Below are 15,262 nucleotides of genomic sequence, written 5' to 3' on the forward strand. Positions count from 1 at the left end.
CCGCCGCCACCACCTCCGGTGGACGAGATGGCTCCGCCGCCCGAAGTCGCACCGCCTCCTGCGGGAGAAGCCTGTACGGCGGTGTTGTCGCCGTTGGTGGCCGGGGAGTAGGGGATTCGGGCCTGCGAGGTGTCGATGGGCACGATGGCCGCGCGGGTGTCGATGGGGACATGTCCGGCAGGGCCGGTCACGACGCTACCAGCCGGAGCGGCCTGAAAATGTCCGGCCGGACCAGCTTGTACGTGCCCGGCAGGACCGGCCACGATGAAGTCTGTGACGCCTTGAAGCGACATGGTTGTATCTCCCCTTTCCCGCGACGTGCCGAACAGATTTCGGCCAGTATCGCATCTTCACAGTACACTCGCGTATTCCCTACCGTCAACCCTCGTATTGCAACGCTTGCGTAAAATGAAAACGCCCCGCTGCGCCAACAGTTGCGCAGCGGGGCGTGGTGGGTCTCAGTCGTCTGAGATTACTTGGTATCCATGGTGGCGATGAACGCGTCTGCCTCGGCGATGGACGCTTCCATCTCCTTGATGAGCACGTCCACGTCAGCGCGGATGGAGGCCAGTTCGCCTTCAAGCGAGGCAATGGCCTTGGCGTTCAGGTTGTGCTTGAGGAAGAGGACCTGATCCTTGAAGGCGGCCAGCACCGGGGCCATTTTGTCGGCGGCGCTTTGCATGGCCTTGATGAGCTTTTCGTAGCTGGCCTTGGTGGCGCGGTACTGGCTCTGGCTCTGCCTGCGCAGCTTGGCGCTGGTGTATTCATCGATTTCGGCCTGCCATTCCTCGAAGAGCGCCTCGGCAACGTCCTCCACGGACTCGATGCGGCTGCGCACGTCTTCGGCGGCTTCCTCGGAGGCCTCGTATTCGGCGTTCAGGGTCTCGTATTTCTGCTCCAGCTCGCCGCCGTCAAAGGCCACGACCGACTTGAAGCGATCCAGCGCGGAGGCGAACTGCTCCTTGGCTTCCTGATTGGATTCGCGGGCGTCCTCGACACGGTCAACGAGGATCTCGCGCTTGTGGTAGCCGACCTTTTCCATGGCCGAATAATAGGTCTTCTGGCATCCGGCCAGCAGGCACAGGGTCAGGGCGATGAGCGCGATGCGTGCTGCGAGTTTCATTGAGGCTCCTCGGTCGGGTTGCAGGTTGTGTGATACAGGCTCATACCCTAACAGCCGGGCGGCGGCAAGATTGCCCGTCGGCCCATGGCCGTGTATAGTCCCGCCTGTCCAACCAAAATCCATCATCAAGCGAATCGGGGGAACATGCATACCGTAGAAACACTGCGTTACGTGGCCATCGACTTCGAGACCGCCGATCCCAAGCGCGACAGCGCCTGCTCGGTGGGGCTTGTCGTGGTCGAGGGAGGCCGCATCATCGATAAGGCGTACCGGCTCATCAGGCCGCCGAGAAAACGGTTCAACCCATATTGTCAGGCCGTACACGGGCTCTGCTGGAACGACGTCTGCGAGGAGCCGCCCTTTGCGGAGTCGTGGCCGGAGATGCTGCCGCTGCTGGAGGGCGCGGATTTCATGTGCGCCCACAACGCGGCCTTTGACAGCTCGGTGCTGCGCGCCTGCTGCGACATGGCCGGGCATCCGTATCCGTCCCTGCCGTTTCTCTGCACTGTGCAACTGGCCCGCAGGACTTGGGCGCTGCCCAAGAACAAGCTGCCCATCGTCTGTGAGCACCTCGGCATAGAGCTGGACCACCATAACGCGCTCTCGGACGCCGAGGCCTGTGCCCGCATCGCGGCCATTGGGCTGGCGGAGAACCCCGGATTTCTGGAACGCATCCTCTAGGAAGCTCGCTCAAAACGCAGACAGCCCCACAGGTCATATGACTTGCGGGGCTGTCTGCGTTTTGCCGGAAACGTTTAGAGCTTGGTTTGTTTCAGTATGTACTCAAAGAGGAGTTGTACCGATTCATCCACGTCCTGCCGGTCGCTGTGAATGGCGATGTTTGGGCGGGTTGGCTCTTCATAAGGCGCTGAAATGCCAGTGTAGTTCTTGATTTTTCCTTCGCGGGCCAGCTTGTAGTAGCCCTTGACGTCGCGCTCCTCGCACACTGAAACCGGGCAGGAAATGTATACCTCGTGAAAATCCGACTCACCGACAATGTCCTTGACGCGCTCACGGTCGGCGCGCATGGGCGAAATGAAGGCGCACATGCAGATGATGCCGTTGTCCACGAAGAGGCGGGTGACTTCGGCGATGCGCCGGATGTTCTCGGCCCGGGCCTCGGGTGAGAAGCTCAGATCCCCGCAGAGGCCGTGGCGTACGTTGTCGCCGTCGAAAACGTAGACGCGCTTGCCGAGGTCGAAGAGTTTCTTTTCCACGGCATGGGCGATGGTCGACTTGCCGGAGCCAGAGAGGCCAGTGAACCAGAACACGCCGCCTTTGTGACCGTTGCTTTCTTCCCGGTGCCCGCGGTCCACGTCGCCGCGATGGGGCTGGATGTACTTCTTCATATGACGTTACCGCTGTTCGTTGGCGTGGCGCGCGGCCAGAGCGCCGAGCCTGCCGCGCAGGTCGTCGTCCACGCTGGCGATGACCAGAAAGAAGGGATTGAGGATGTCCTCTTTGTTGTAGCTCACCGAGTCACCCTGCAGCGTGATGACGCAGCCGCCAGCCTGCTCCACGACGCACTGTGCCGCGCCGGTGTCCCATTCGCAGGTGGGGCCGAGGCGCGGGTAGAAGTCGGCGGAGCCGTCCGCCACGGCGCAGAGCTTGATGGAACTGCCCATGGGCAACAGTTCGTGGTCAGGCAGTTCGTCCAGCACGGCCTGCATGGCGGGCGAGGGGTGTGAGCGGCTGCCGACCACGCGAAGGTTTTCAAGGCTCTCCAGCCGCGCGGCAGCGATGGCCACGGGCTCGTCGTCAGCAGTCGCCTTCCATGCGCCGAACCCTTCGGCTGCGTACCATGAAACATCCGGCACCGGGGCGTAGACCGCACCGGCCACGGGTCTTCCGTTTTCGATCAGCGCGATGTTCACGGTGAACTCGCCGTTGCGTTTGACGAACTCCTTGGTGCCGTCCAGCGGGTCGATCAGGAAATACCGCGTCCATGCCATGCGCTCTTCGTACGGGATGGCCTTGGACTCTTCGGAGAGAACCGGGATGTCCGGATGCCCTGCCTTGAGCCGGTCGATGATGGTGTGGTGCGAGGCGAGGTCAGCCTCGGTCAGCGGCGACTTGTCATCCTTGGTCATGACCTCGAAGTCGCGCTGGTATATTTCCATGATCGCCTTTCCTGCGTCACGGGCGATGGCGATCATGTCCTGAATCATGTCGGCTGGGGCAAGCGTCATGGCGGAGTCCTTGTTGGTCGGTGTCCGGGTGGCACATCTGCTGGAGAGAGACCCGGAAAGGCCGCCTCCCTGTCAGGACGCGGCCTTATGTTGAATCGTATCCTCGTGTTACAGCATGTCCTGCTGTACGCCATGCTCGTCGGCGAGCTTGAGCATCTCGCGAAGTATTCTGAGCGTCTCCTGCGCCTCCTCGTAGTCGAGCTTGCGCAGGGCGAACCCGGCGTGGACGATGATATAGTCGCCGATGTCCACCTTTTCGTCGAGGAGCATGATGGACGTCTGGATGGTGGCGTCGCCCTCTCCCACGCGGCAGGTGGCGATATCGTTTTCAATGGATAGGATTTCAGCTGGTACTGCGAGGCACATAGACCTTCTCCGGTGACGGGTTGTCAGCGGTGCGCGGGGTGTAGGTCCCGCCCGCCGCGGTAATTTCCTTGAGCACTGCGTCAAGCACTTCGGGCAGCTTGTCGGTCAGTTCGCCGGACAGTTCCGTGGACATGGTTTCGTAGTCTTTCGGCTCCACGCCCAGCAGGACCACGGTGTCCGGCACCTGCCCGATGAGCTTACAATGGGCCAGCACATCGAGCAAGTCCGTTTGGTGCATGGAATTCTTGAAGGCCAGGCTCTTGGAGAGGTCCTCGCCCTTGAGGCGGAACACGTCTCCGGGTTTGCCGTCATTGAGCACGATGTCCACGATGATGAGGTGGTCGCTCTCCATGATCGGCCCCATGAGCTTGAAACCGAGGGTGCCGCCGTCGAGGGTCTCGACATTGGGGGGAAATTCGTATCGCTGTTCGAGCTCTTCGGCCACGCGGACGCCGAAGCCTTCGTCGGTGTAGAGAATGTTGCCCACGCCGAGGATGAGGATGCGCTTGTCGTGTTGTTCCATTGTTCTGCTCTAAGAGAAGGGGACCCGGAGGTCAACCTCCGGGTCCCCGTTTCGTTCGGTTCGTTGCCGGTTCCTACAGGATGCGGAACTTGGCGACGTTTCCGGTCTGGTTATCGATGACGTGCACGCCGCAGGCGATGCAGGGGTCATAGGAGTGGACGGTGCGAAGGATTTCGACCGGACGCTCGGGATCGGCGATCGGGGTGTTGTCCAGCAGCGCTTCTTCGAGCGGGCCGGGGATGTCCTGATCGCAGCGGGGACCGATGTTCCAGGTGGACGGAACCACGAGCTGGAAGTTGTCGATCTTGCTGTCCTTGATCTTGATCCAGTGAGACAGGCCGCCGCGCGGGGCGTTGACGAATCCGACGCCTTCGGCTTCCTTGGGCATGTCCCAATCCTTGCAGATGTCGACCTTGCCGGCGGCCACGTTGGCCTTGAGGTCTTCAACCCACTCGGCGGTCTTCAGCGTGATGATGAGGCACTCGATGCCGCGTGCGGCGGTGCGGCCGAGAGTGGAGAACAGGGCTTCGGGGCCCACGCCCAGTGCGCCGAGCACGAAGTCGACGTACTTGACGAATTCGGGGTGGCCGAGGCCGTAGTTCACCAGCGCGGTGGCCAGCGGGCCCACTTCCGTGGACTTGCCTTCGTAGCGCGGAGCCTTCATCCAGGAGTAACGCTGCGGGTCGTCAAGGCTGGTGTACATGGGTTCCGTGACACCTTCGTACGGGTGTTTCGGAGTGCCTTCCTTGTACCAGGAGTGCTTGACGTGCTCTTCGATCTTTGCGGGATCAAAGGCTTTCACGTTGGTGATCTTGCGATCGTAGATGACGCCCGGCTTGATGTAGCGGGAGTCCAGGTCGGCTTCGCCGCCCTGCTGCGGGAATTCACCGAAGCTCATGAAGTTGGTGGTGCCGCCGATGGAGGCCCAGTCCTTGTAGAAGGACGCAACCGTGATGAGGTCCGGGATGTAGCATTCGAGGATGAAGTCCTTCACTTCCGCGTAGATGTCGAGGAAGGTCTGGATGGTTTCGTCCTGCAGGCCTTCGTAACAGGTGACGCCGCCCATCACCGTGAACTGGGTGTGGGGGTTCTTGGCGCCGTAAACGGCCATCATGCGGGCAGCCTTGACCTGCAGGTGCAGGCCTTCCAGATAGTGGGCGGTGGCGATCAGGTCGACTTCGGGAGTCAGCTTGTACGCCGGGTGTCCGCCGGGTTTCAGGAAGTAGGCGTTGTTGAAGATGCCCAGACGACCGGAGTCGATGATACCCTTGATGGTATCCTTGACTTTCTGCAGGTCTTCCGGGGTGGTGACTCGGGAGGAGTCCTTCTTCACCATCTTGTAGTTGGCGTTGGCCATTTCCGCAGCGGTCTTGACGTCGGCGTTCAGCACGTTGGCCACGTTCACGAAGTCGAGGGCATGCAGATGATAGAAATGCACGATGTGGTCGTGCATGAACTGGGACGCCAGCACCAGATTACGGATGATGGTGGCGTTGTGGGGCAGGACCTTGTCCACGCCGACGGCGTTGTCCACGCAGCGGATGGAACCCAGGGCGTGCACGTAGGTGCAGACGCCGCAGGAGCGCTGGGTGAAGTGCTGTGCGTCGCGGGGGTCGCGGCCTTTAAGGATGATTTCGAGGCCACGGAACAGCTGGGAGCTGCTGCGGACATCGACGATTTTACCATTGTCTACGACGGCCTCCACACGGAGATGGCCTTCAATTCTGGTTACCGGGTCAACGATGACCTTTTCACCATGAGCCATACCCGGGGCGCCTTTCGGAGTGCAACCGGACATATTTCAACCTCCTAAAAAGAAGATTTTCGTCGTTCTAAACCTGGCAACAGTGCCCTACTACCATTCGGTGAGGTCGGCATACATGTACGAGATGCCGCCCCAGTCTTCGCCGTCCCAGAAGTTGGGCTGCGAGCAGCCGATGCAGGGGTGGCCGGCTTCGACGGGCCAGTTGATCTGGTTGAACTTCACAGTGGGGCAGTTGTTGTACGTCTCCGGACCGCGGCAACCAAGCTTGCGCAGGCACCAGCCCTTGCGGGCTTCTTCGGAACCGAAGGACTCGGCGAACTCACCGTAGTCGAAGTGGTCCTGACGCGGGCAGTTTTCGTGCACGGACTCGCCAAAGAAGGCCCACGGACGACCGATGTCGTCGAGCTCGGGGATACCCTTGGTGAGGTAGTGGACGATGGTGCCGACAAGGTTGAACGGGTTCGGCGGGCAGCCGGGAACGTTGACCACCGGAGCTCCGGGGACAACGTCGGTGACGCCCTTGGCCTTGGTCGGGTTCGGAGCCGCTGCCTGAACGCCGCCGTAGGTGGCGCAGGTGCCGTAGGCGATGGTTGCCTGGGCGCCCTTGACGACCTTGACGGTGGTATCAAGCATGGTATGGCCGGAAACCTTGCCGTGGGCACCCGCTTCGCCGGCAGTGCCGGTGACCGCAGTGGGGATGCCGCCTTCGATCACGGCGACGTAGCCGCGCGGATCGTGCATGGTTTCCTCGAGACACTTTTCGGCCATTTCGCCGGCCGCTGCATGATGGTCTCGTGGTAGTTGAGGGAAATGACGTCCAGAATGAGGGCGTCAATGTAGGGTTCGACAGTCCTGAGAATGGACTCCGAACAGCCGGTGCACTCGGCGTTGTGCAGCCAGATGACATTGGGGCGGTTGTCGTTGGTAAGAGCTTCCGCAACCTTCGGGGCGAAGGCCGGGCCCATACCCATGACAGCAGCCACGGTTCCGCAGAACTTCATGAAGTCGCGACGACCGACGCCACGCTTTTCCAGCCGTTCCACAGCACCGCTTTTGCCATGACCTACGGAAATTTTCATGGAACACCTCCGTACAAATGAGTTCATGATTACGAACGATCTGTTCCACTCGACATAAGTGGGTTTGTTCGCCCGCAACACTCCTGTATCCACCCATAGTGGCACAACACTATTTATCGTGCCATTATAGTCATACGTTTTCAAAAAAGTTGTGTAACCTTGTGAAAACTTTATGTAACACTCTTGGTACCCCCCTTTCAAAACAAAATCAATAGGCCGCACCAAAAAGATTCGTCTTCCCCATACTTAGGCTTCCGGACCCTTCGTTTGGGCCAAAAAAAAGGAAGGGCCGGGCCCTTCCTCTTGCTTTCGATATGACACTGGAACGGTTATGAGACCATGCATGTGCGACAAACTTCACAATTGCTGAAGTCGCCGGCCTGATACTCGCGGATGATGTCCTTGAAGTGTTTCGAGTTCCAGATTTCCTTGATGGACTGTTCGCCCACGTTGCCGAGCACCACGGTCCTGCGCCAGTCGTGGCAGCAGATGATCATGTCGCCGTTGTACAGGACGTACGCCTGTTTCAGGAACAGGTCGCAGTTGCGCTTGGGCTTGGGCTTTGCCATGGCCAGATCGCTCAGGTCCGTGCCGCGGCGGTTGTCGAGGCTGTGAATCTTGAACTTCACGTCCCGGTCCGCCCAGTGCTTGCGGGCGTAGTCCAGCTCATCATGCACCAGTTTGGTGTCCAGCGTGGTCACGCTCACCTTGGGCAGCTTGGCGTTCTTCTTCTCCTTGAGGTCCAGAAGGGCGTCGATGTTGTCCAGCACCTTGGTGAGGGAGAGATTCATACTCTTCCTGTAGGTCTCTTCGGAGTATCCCTGCACGCTGACCCAAAGATGGCGCAGGCCGGAGTCGATGAGCGCCTCGGACACGTCCGGGGTCATGAGCGCGCCGTTGGTGTTGATCTTGGTCTTGGTCACGAACTTTCTGTGCCTGTTCAGGTAGGCGAGGCGTTCGGCCTGTTTGGGGTCCACCAGCGGTTCGTTCATCAGATAGGTGGAAACGCGCCCCACGTAATTGGAGCAGCATTCGTCGGCGATCTTCTTGAAAAGGTCGTCGTCCATGTGTCCCTGCGGGAGGTCCTTGTAGGTGTCCACGTACCCGCAGAACAGGCAGCGGGCGTTGCAGAGGCTGGTGGTCTGTATCTGGACGGCCCTGGGGAAGGTGGGGCGTGGGCGGCGCTTGGTCTTGTGCCAGGTGCGCAGCCGGGCGATGAGCCTTCATCTTCTGCGGGCATGTAATATTCAGCCATTTCGGGAAATCCTTGTTCGGCGTTTGCTGTTGTCCGGTCGGCTCTGTTATAGACGTCTTTTCATCCCTGTCAACGCCACCGAAACAGGAGGAAACATGAGCGCCATTCTGGAACTGGCCATATTCCCCATGGACAAGGGCGAAAGCGTCAGCAACTACGTGGCAGACGTGATCCGGGTCATCGACGCTTCCGGCCTGCCGCACGTCACCGGCCCCATGGGCACCTGCATCGAAGGCGAGGTTCGCGAACTCACCGAGCTTTGCGCCCGCTGCTTCGAGACGCTGGAGCCTTACTGCGAACGGGTCTACGCCACCATGAAGATCGATTACAGGAAGGGCCGTACCGGCGGCCTTGGAGGCAAACTGGAGAGCCTCTCCGGAAAGCTCTAGTTCCGGCAGCCCTTGGTTTCGAGCGTGCGCTTGAGCGCCAGCAGTTCCGGACATTCCGGGAAAATGCCGACACCCCGTTCAGCCACCGCAAGGGCCTTTGCGGGCTGGTGCGTCTCGCGCAGCAATCCTGTCCACGAGACGATGGCCCGCCGCACCACTTCACGATCCATGGAGCTGGCCTTGCCCGGATCGAAGGTTTTGAGCATTGACGAAAAACACAGGTGGGCGCTCCACGGTAGATCGTGCTTCATGCACTCCAGAGCGCGAAGCCCTTCTCTTACAGGGGAGGATGCGTTCTCTGCGCCCTCGGGCGGGAACCATGCCTCCTCAAGCCTGCGAACCGCATCGAGGCGGATACCGTTTGCCTTTGCTTCGTCCAGCAGTCTTTGCATCATGCCGGGGGCCCTGTAGAAAAAGTGCGTATTCCCCTGTCTGGACATCTGTTCGAGCATGGTGTCGATGTCCTGTAGCGCTTCGGCTCTCTTGCCCTGCTCCAGCCGAGACCATGCCCTGTAGGCCAGCGCCTGCGGGACGAGATAGCAGTCACCGATCTCCCGGCAGTATCTGATGGCCTTGTTCAGGGCGCGCTCGCCCCGGCGGTGCTTACCGCACAGGGTATAGGTGCCGCCCACCACGGCGTGATTGAGCCTGATGAAGAACCATCCCCCGGTTGCGGCGCGAATCCGCGCGGACTGACGGGCGTGTTCAAGAGCTGCGTCATGTCGTCCGAGTAGCGCGTTCGTCAACGCGAGGTATTGGTGTGCCTGACTGCGGAGGTGATCGAAGTGTCCGTAGGTCGGGTGTTCAAGGATTGCAGCGGCAGTATCGGCTGCGGCTTTGGTTTCGCCCCGCGCGAGCTGCACGTCCGCGTCCCAGATGCGATAGAACCCGCCAAGAAATGAGTGCTGGATGATGTCGGCGAAGTCCCGGGCGATTTCGTCGCGGCATTGCTCATACGCTCGGATGTCGCCGCACATGAGCCGGAAGTTGGCGAATGCAGTGCTCACGGACAGGCGCGTTGACGGACAGACCTCTGCCGCGTTCAGTCTGCGGAACTGCGGCTCCAGATGTCGCAGCGACTGGTCCAGTTCGCCCGAGAGGCCACCGCGGTACTGGCTTATCAGTTCCAGTTCCGGCGTGGTCTGGTCAAGCCCCATCTCCCCGAGGGTCTGACGGGCGGTCTGGGCGAAACGCTCGCTGCGAACAAGGTCGCATGGGCCATAGGTATGCGCCAGCGAAAGGACGAAGGCGCAGGTGATCCGTGTCATGGGGGCCAGCCCGTCGCTGTGCCTGTCGAAAAGCTCTCGGGCCCGCGGCAGGGTCTTGATGAAACTGCGGAGTCTGCCGGTGATGAACAGGTGTCCAAACGCAAGGAAAACCAGAGCCATCAGCTCCCCTTCCGTATCTCCCTGCGCGACGAAACGCCGGTGGGCCTGCCGCAGCAGTTCAAATCCCTGCTGCGGGTCCGCCATGATCCTCACGCGCCCGAGCACGAGCATGAACCAGCCGCTGCTTCGCAGAACATTCTCCGGGCAGCGTGACAGGATTTCGTCAAGCGTGCGCAGGCGGTTGGTGCTGATAAGCGGCATGCCGTGCTGCCGTACGCCCCGGACAAGTTCATCCCAGTGACCGGTTGCGGAAAGGCAGCGCAACCCTTCTGCGGCGTCGCTGTTATCAATGTACCACTGCGCGGCATGTTTGAGGAAATCCGTTTGTTGCCGCTCCGGCATTTCACTGCGGCACATGTGCCTGAGGGCGTCGCGGAAGAGGTGGTGAAAGCGGTAAACGAGACCGTTGCGGCCTTGCGTCACACGCACGAAAAGATTTCGGGCTGCGAGGTCTTCGGCCAGTTGCGCCCCGTCGTCAAGGTCCAACGCCTGAATCATGCCGGTTGGGACTTCCTCCAGCAGAGCCATTTCCAGCACGGCAGTCACCGCCTTGCGCGGTGCACCGGCAAGGCAGGTCTCCCAGAAATACAGTGCAAGGGACTCTGCGGAACTGCCCGGCATGCCGCCTTTGTGCGAGACGCCCATCAGCAACGCTCCGGTGGTCCATCCTTCGGTGGCCACCAGTATGGCCGCGCATTCGTCATTTGAAAGCTCGCGGCCGTGAACGGTTTCATGAAGCTGTGCGATCTCCGCGCCTGAGAGGGCGAGGGTGGCGTCATCTATTCGGACGGTCCTGAAAAACGTGAAGAGCGGGCTGCCGTCCAGTTGCAGCGGGGTTCTGGTCAGCACGGCGAATGTGACCGTGTCCGGGCAGGATTCCACGAATGCGCGCAGCATGGCAAGGCTGGCCGGGGCGCTGTTGAGCAGGTGGACATCGTCCACCACCGTCAAAACCTGTTGGGACGGACAGGAACCGAATGCGCCGGGAAGGCCGTTGGTAACGGCCGCGATCGCCTCTTCGGGGGTGAGGCTCGAACGGGCTGCGCCGAGCACCCCGGACGGGTCAAAGCCGTTCACCGCATCGGCCATGGTCATGCAGAGCGTTTCCAGCAGCGCGATGTGGTCGGTCTCGGATCGGGAGCAGGCGCACCAGCACACGGGGCCGGGAAACTCCTGCGCAAACTGCTCTGCCAGCGTTGTCTTGCCCTGACCGGCACGAGCCTGCACGAGCAGCACCCGGTTGTTGCCGTTTTTCACGAGCCTGCAATAGCCGAGCGCCTCTTCGCGCGGGACCCATTTTTCACGCTGCAGAGCGCCGGGGGGATGGTGCATTGTATTCCTTTCGATAATGGGAAAATCCTCAAACGAGCTATCCGATAGCACAAGATTCAGGCTTCGGGAACGGCATTAAAACGGTGTGATCTATTGGTGAAACAGCCGTTTGACCCATTGCACTTGTTGAAGAATGCTGTATGGAATGGGCACGAATCGACCAGTACGCATCGGGGTGGCATCACCTCGCCCCGACCATGCAAAGGAGAATATGATGACAGCACTTGCCATATTGTTTCCCGGACAGCTCGCAGGAAAAGGGCATGGGCCGCGACGCGGCGGAAGCCTCCGGCGAAGCCATGGCTCTCTGGGAATTTGCCGAGAAGGAATCCGGGCTGCCGCTCCGGGAAATCTACTGGGAAGAAAACGATGCCGACATGTCGGACACCAGGGCGCTTCAGCCTGCGCTCAGCGTGGTCAACATCACGCTCTGGAATGCGCTGCGCGAGAAGTTCTCGCCCGCCTGCACCGCCGGGCACAGCCTCGGAGAATACGCCTCGCTGGTGGCCGCGGGCGTGCTGACCGCTGAAGACGCCATCCGCGCCGTCACCGTTCGCGGCAGGCTCATGGCCGAATCCGGCGGCGCCGGACACGGCATGGCCGCCATCCTCAAGACCAAGCTGGACGATCTGGAAAGCATCGTCGACGGGGCTGCCGCCGAGACCGGCAAGGAGCTCCGCATCGCCAACTACAATTCCCCGGCCCAGTTCGTCATTTCCGGCGAAAAAGAGGCACTCGAAGTCGCGCAGGGCAAGATCAAGGAGATCAAGGGCCGCGCCATCCCGCTTCCGGTTTCCGGCGCGTTCCACAGTCCGCTCATTCAGGCTGCCGCCGACGAGTTCTCCGCGTTTCTGGGAACCCTCGACTGGAAAGCCCCGGCCTTCCCCGTCTACCACAACGTCACGGGAAAGCCGGAGAGCGACCCGGGCCGCATCCGTGAGATCATGCAGCGGCAGATGACCTCGTCGGTGCTCTGGATCCAGACGCTCGGAAACATGTGGGACGACGGCATGCGCTCCTTCACCGAGATCGGTCCCAAGGGCGTGCTTTTCAAACTGCTCAAGCCGAACTTCAAGGACGTGAGCGAGGAATGGGAAGGCAGCACCGTCCCCAATCTGGACGCAATCTAAACTGACTGGGCCGGAAGCCACTTCCGGCCCGTTTTTTTTGTCATGAAAGATACAATCATCAATTTCCCAGAACCGGATGAAATGAACCCCTCCATGCAGTCCTTTGCCAAGGACGCCACCACCGACCTGCTCTCGCTGGTCAGGCGCATCAGCGATTTCCACGATCAGGCGCTTGAACGCGCCGATATCGATGGCTCGGAACCGAAGCGCCGCTTCATACTACGTGTTTTGCGTATTCTGCTTGACCCCATGCTGGACGACCTTGAGCAGCGTGGCCTGATTTAACCTTCCCGTCACAGACGTTTTCCACAGGCAGGGCCTGTTTGGACGATTTATCATTGTTCCATTTATCACAAGTCCGGTATTTGTCGTAATGGAGTTCTATATGGGCTATCGTCATGGCTTATTGTTATACCTGTCCGTGTATAAGGAGTGACTATGGGAATCAGGTGGAGAATCCTGCTTCCGCTCGTGCTTGTGGCTTTGGCCATGGGAGTGGGCGGATATTTTGGTTTGAGTTACAAGTTCGAGGATCTTGAAAAGTCGTTTGTATCCGTCATTATCGGGAACAAGATCGACGACATGCGCCAGTCCATCGCCAAGATGTCGAACAATGCGCTGGAACAGGCGTCGCTGTTCAGTCGCATGCCGCAGGTGGTGGAGGCCTTCGAGGTCGCCAATCAAGGAGACATGAACGACCCCGGTGATCCCGAGGCGCAACGGGCGCGGGAAATGCTCCGTGCCTCCCTCGCTCCGGTGCTCAAAGGATACGAGGAGGCCCTCGGTACAAAGTTCAGGGTCCACTTCCATCTGCCCACCTCCCGGAGCCTTGTTCGCATGTGGCGCGACAAACAGGCCAAGCGCAACGGCAAGTGGGTCGATATTTCCGACGATCTCTCAAGCTTCCGCTTCACCGTCATCGACGTGAACAGGACCCGGCAGCCGGTCAAGGGCATCGAGCCCGGCCGGGGCGGGTTCACCATCCGCGGCCTTTCGCCCGTGACCTCGCCCGACGGGAAACATCTCGGATCGGTGGAAGTGCTCATCAGCTTCGGAGGCTTGCTCAAAGCGGTGGAAGCCACCGGCGACCTTCAGGCCACCCTCTTCATGGACAAGGCCATCCTGCCCATCACCACCAGATTGCAGGACCCGGCCAAGTATCCCGTTCTAGACCAGCACGTGCTCATCTACGGCAACGAAAACGCGGCCCTGCGCGAGATGATTACGCCGGACCTTTTGTCGAAGGGAATGAACGATACGGTCATACGCCTGCTCGGCAGCCACGCCCTCGGCGCGTTCCCCGTGCTCGACTACAAGGACCGGCCCATCGGCACAATCGTCACCTCGCTGGACATCCATGAGCAGCAGAACATGATCAACGCGGTCATGATTTTCCTAGCCATCGGCCTGCTGTTCACCATAGCGGCTCCCATCGTCATCATTCTATGGGTCATCCAGCGCTCCGTCATGCAACCCATCAGGGTCTGCACGGACATGGCCTCGCAAATAGCCGCAGGCAACCTCAAGGATGTGGACTGTGAAACCCGCAAGGACGAGATGGGCAGAATCATGGAAGCCATGAACAGCATGGCCGACAAGCTCTCCACCACCATCGGCGGTATTCAGGGCGCGGCAAGCGACGTGGTCGGGGGCAGCAGGGAGCTTTCCGAGGCCAGCGAAACCCTTTCGCAAGGGGCCACGCAGCAGGCCGCCGGGCTGGAAGAAATCTCCTCAAGCATGGAGGAGATGGCCGGCAGCATCCAGAAAACCTCGCGCATCGCCAGCGACACGGAAACAACCGCCAGCCAAGTGGCCCGCGACGCCGAGAAAGGCGGGCAGGCCGTTCAACGCACCGTGGATGCCATGAAAAAGATCGCCGAAGAGATCGGCATAATCGAAGAGATTGCACGTCAAACCAATCTGTTGGCCCTGAACGCGGCCATCGAAGCCGCGCGCGCCGGTGAGGCCGGAAAGGGCTTTGCCGTGGTGGCAGCCGAGGTCCGCAAGCTGGCCGAACGCAGCGGCAACGCGGCAGCAGGCATCAGCGAACGCTCCTCAAGCAGCGTTGCCGTGGCCGAAGAGGCCGGAGATCTTCTCTCGAAAATGGTCCCCGAAATCCAGAAGACCGCCGAGTTGATTCAAGACATATCCGCCGCCACAGCCGAGCAGAACGAAGGCGTGAAGCAGGTCACGTCGGCGCTTCGGGATTCGGATACCGTCGTGCAGCAAACCGCCTCCATCGCCGAGGAAGTGGCTGCCACGGCCTCGTCCCTCTCCAATCAGGCCCAGACCATGCTGGACAGCGTCAGCTACTTCAGGACCGACGGCGGCGCGGTCTGCTCCGACCCATCCATAAGATCGTCCAGACCAGCAAAAACCGCTCCCCGGTCCAGCCGCCCAGCCCTCGAGACGAAGCCCAAGCAAGGACGAACAAAGCAAAGCTCCGGAGCAGAACTCGACATGGGCGATGACGATTTCGAGCGCTTCTGATCCGGTAGAAAGAACTATGGCAGCAGACACCCCTAAAACGCGGAGGCATTTTTTCGGACGGCAGTGCCTCCGGCGGGCGGGCGCCGCCCCTGTACCCCGGCAAAGGGATAATCCCCTCTGCACTCCTTGGCTTGAAGGCGTTTGTATCAAGCGAAAGCCTTGCATGGTCGGTCAATTGCGCCGAAGGCGAGCCAAAAAGCTTTGGAGTTCTTAGAACCTTTCCCGAAAGGTTC

At 60.4% G+C, this 15,262-nt stretch carries 13 protein-coding genes and 2 pseudogenes; 5 read left to right on the forward strand and 10 right to left on the reverse strand.

What is annotated here, in order from left to right; translation table 11 throughout:
• A pseudogene (locus JCM12178_RS18435) lies at positions 1-293 on the reverse strand (hypothetical protein); the annotation flags it as partial.
• A gap of 179 nt (positions 294-472) precedes the next feature.
• A complete protein-coding gene (locus tag JCM12178_RS14350; RefSeq protein WP_054652320.1) occupies positions 473-1,123 on the reverse strand; it encodes a DUF2959 domain-containing protein in 651 nt (216 codons plus the stop codon).
• 144 nt (positions 1,124-1,267) lie between these two features.
• Here JCM12178_RS14350 and JCM12178_RS14355 point away from each other — a divergent pair, with 144 nt between their 5' ends.
• Entirely contained in the window at positions 1,268-1,804 is a 537-nt protein-coding gene (locus tag JCM12178_RS14355) for a 3'-5' exonuclease (protein ID WP_054652323.1), read from the forward strand.
• 74 nt (positions 1,805-1,878) lie between these two features.
• On the opposite strand, the gene cysC is transcribed toward JCM12178_RS14355, so the two are convergent.
• The 7 genes and pseudogenes from cysC to JCM12178_RS14390 form a co-directional block, all read right to left on the reverse strand.
• Positions 1,879-2,472: an adenylyl-sulfate kinase gene (gene cysC, locus JCM12178_RS14360; protein ID WP_054652326.1), complete on the reverse strand. Its 594-nt coding sequence runs from the start codon at positions 2,470-2,472 to the stop codon at positions 1,879-1,881.
• A 6-nt stretch (positions 2,473-2,478) separates the two neighbouring features.
• On the reverse strand, positions 2,479-3,312 hold the full coding sequence (gene cysQ, locus JCM12178_RS14365; protein WP_054652328.1) for a 3'(2'),5'-bisphosphate nucleotidase CysQ: 834 nt from the start codon (positions 3,310-3,312) through the stop codon (positions 2,479-2,481).
• 108 nt (positions 3,313-3,420) lie between these two features.
• Positions 3,421-3,678: a HypC/HybG/HupF family hydrogenase formation chaperone gene (locus JCM12178_RS14370; protein WP_054652330.1), complete on the reverse strand. Its 258-nt coding sequence runs from the start codon at positions 3,676-3,678 to the stop codon at positions 3,421-3,423.
• Positions 3,656-4,201, reverse strand: coding sequence for a HyaD/HybD family hydrogenase maturation endopeptidase (locus tag JCM12178_RS14375; protein WP_054652332.1), 546 nt, complete (start codon positions 4,199-4,201; stop codon positions 3,656-3,658). Before JCM12178_RS14375 ends, JCM12178_RS14370 begins: the two co-directional genes overlap by 23 nt.
• A 73-nt stretch (positions 4,202-4,274) precedes the next feature.
• The gene (locus JCM12178_RS14380) at positions 4,275-5,999 is read right to left on the reverse strand and encodes a nickel-dependent hydrogenase large subunit (protein ID WP_054652334.1); all 1,725 of its coding nucleotides are present in this window, start codon (positions 5,997-5,999) and stop codon (positions 4,275-4,277) included.
• Positions 6,000-6,056: 57 nt separating this feature from the next.
• Positions 6,057-7,045 (reverse strand): annotated as a pseudogene (locus tag JCM12178_RS14385) (hydrogenase small subunit).
• A gap of 329 nt (positions 7,046-7,374) precedes the next feature.
• Positions 7,375-8,145, reverse strand: coding sequence for a radical SAM/SPASM domain-containing protein (locus tag JCM12178_RS14390; protein ID WP_245628804.1), 771 nt, complete (start codon positions 8,143-8,145; stop codon positions 7,375-7,377).
• A gap of 250 nt (positions 8,146-8,395) precedes the next feature.
• On the opposite strand from JCM12178_RS14390, the gene JCM12178_RS14395 reads away from it, so the two are divergent.
• Positions 8,396-8,689, forward strand: coding sequence for an MTH1187 family thiamine-binding protein (locus tag JCM12178_RS14395; protein WP_054652336.1), 294 nt, complete (start codon positions 8,396-8,398; stop codon positions 8,687-8,689).
• On the opposite strand, the gene JCM12178_RS14400 is transcribed toward JCM12178_RS14395, so the two are convergent.
• Complete coding sequence (locus tag JCM12178_RS14400) at positions 8,686-11,409, reverse strand: winged helix-turn-helix domain-containing protein (protein ID WP_054652338.1); 2,724 nt, start codon at positions 11,407-11,409, stop codon at positions 8,686-8,688. The genes JCM12178_RS14395 and JCM12178_RS14400 overlap by 4 nt on opposite strands.
• Positions 11,410-11,672: 263 nt before the next feature.
• Between JCM12178_RS14400 and JCM12178_RS14405 the strand changes: the two genes are divergently transcribed.
• The 3 genes from JCM12178_RS14405 to JCM12178_RS14415 all read left to right on the forward strand — a co-directional run bounded on the left by JCM12178_RS14405 (position 11,673) and on the right by JCM12178_RS14415 (position 15,029).
• Complete coding sequence (locus JCM12178_RS14405) at positions 11,673-12,539, forward strand: ACP S-malonyltransferase (RefSeq protein WP_369404530.1); 867 nt, start codon at positions 11,673-11,675, stop codon at positions 12,537-12,539.
• A 42-nt stretch (positions 12,540-12,581) separates the two neighbouring features.
• Positions 12,582-12,824, forward strand: a complete 243-nt coding sequence (locus tag JCM12178_RS14410; RefSeq protein ID WP_054652340.1) for a hypothetical protein — start codon at positions 12,582-12,584, stop codon at positions 12,822-12,824.
• Between the two features lie 153 nt (positions 12,825-12,977).
• Complete coding sequence (locus JCM12178_RS14415; protein ID WP_083465960.1) at positions 12,978-15,029, forward strand: methyl-accepting chemotaxis protein; 2,052 nt, start codon at positions 12,978-12,980, stop codon at positions 15,027-15,029.
• Positions 15,030-15,262: the final 233 nt, after the last annotated feature.

The sequence above is a fragment of the Salidesulfovibrio brasiliensis JCM 12178 genome, from assembly GCF_001311825.1.
GTDB classification, from domain to species: Bacteria; Desulfobacterota; Desulfovibrionia; order Desulfovibrionales; family Desulfovibrionaceae; genus Pseudodesulfovibrio; species Pseudodesulfovibrio brasiliensis.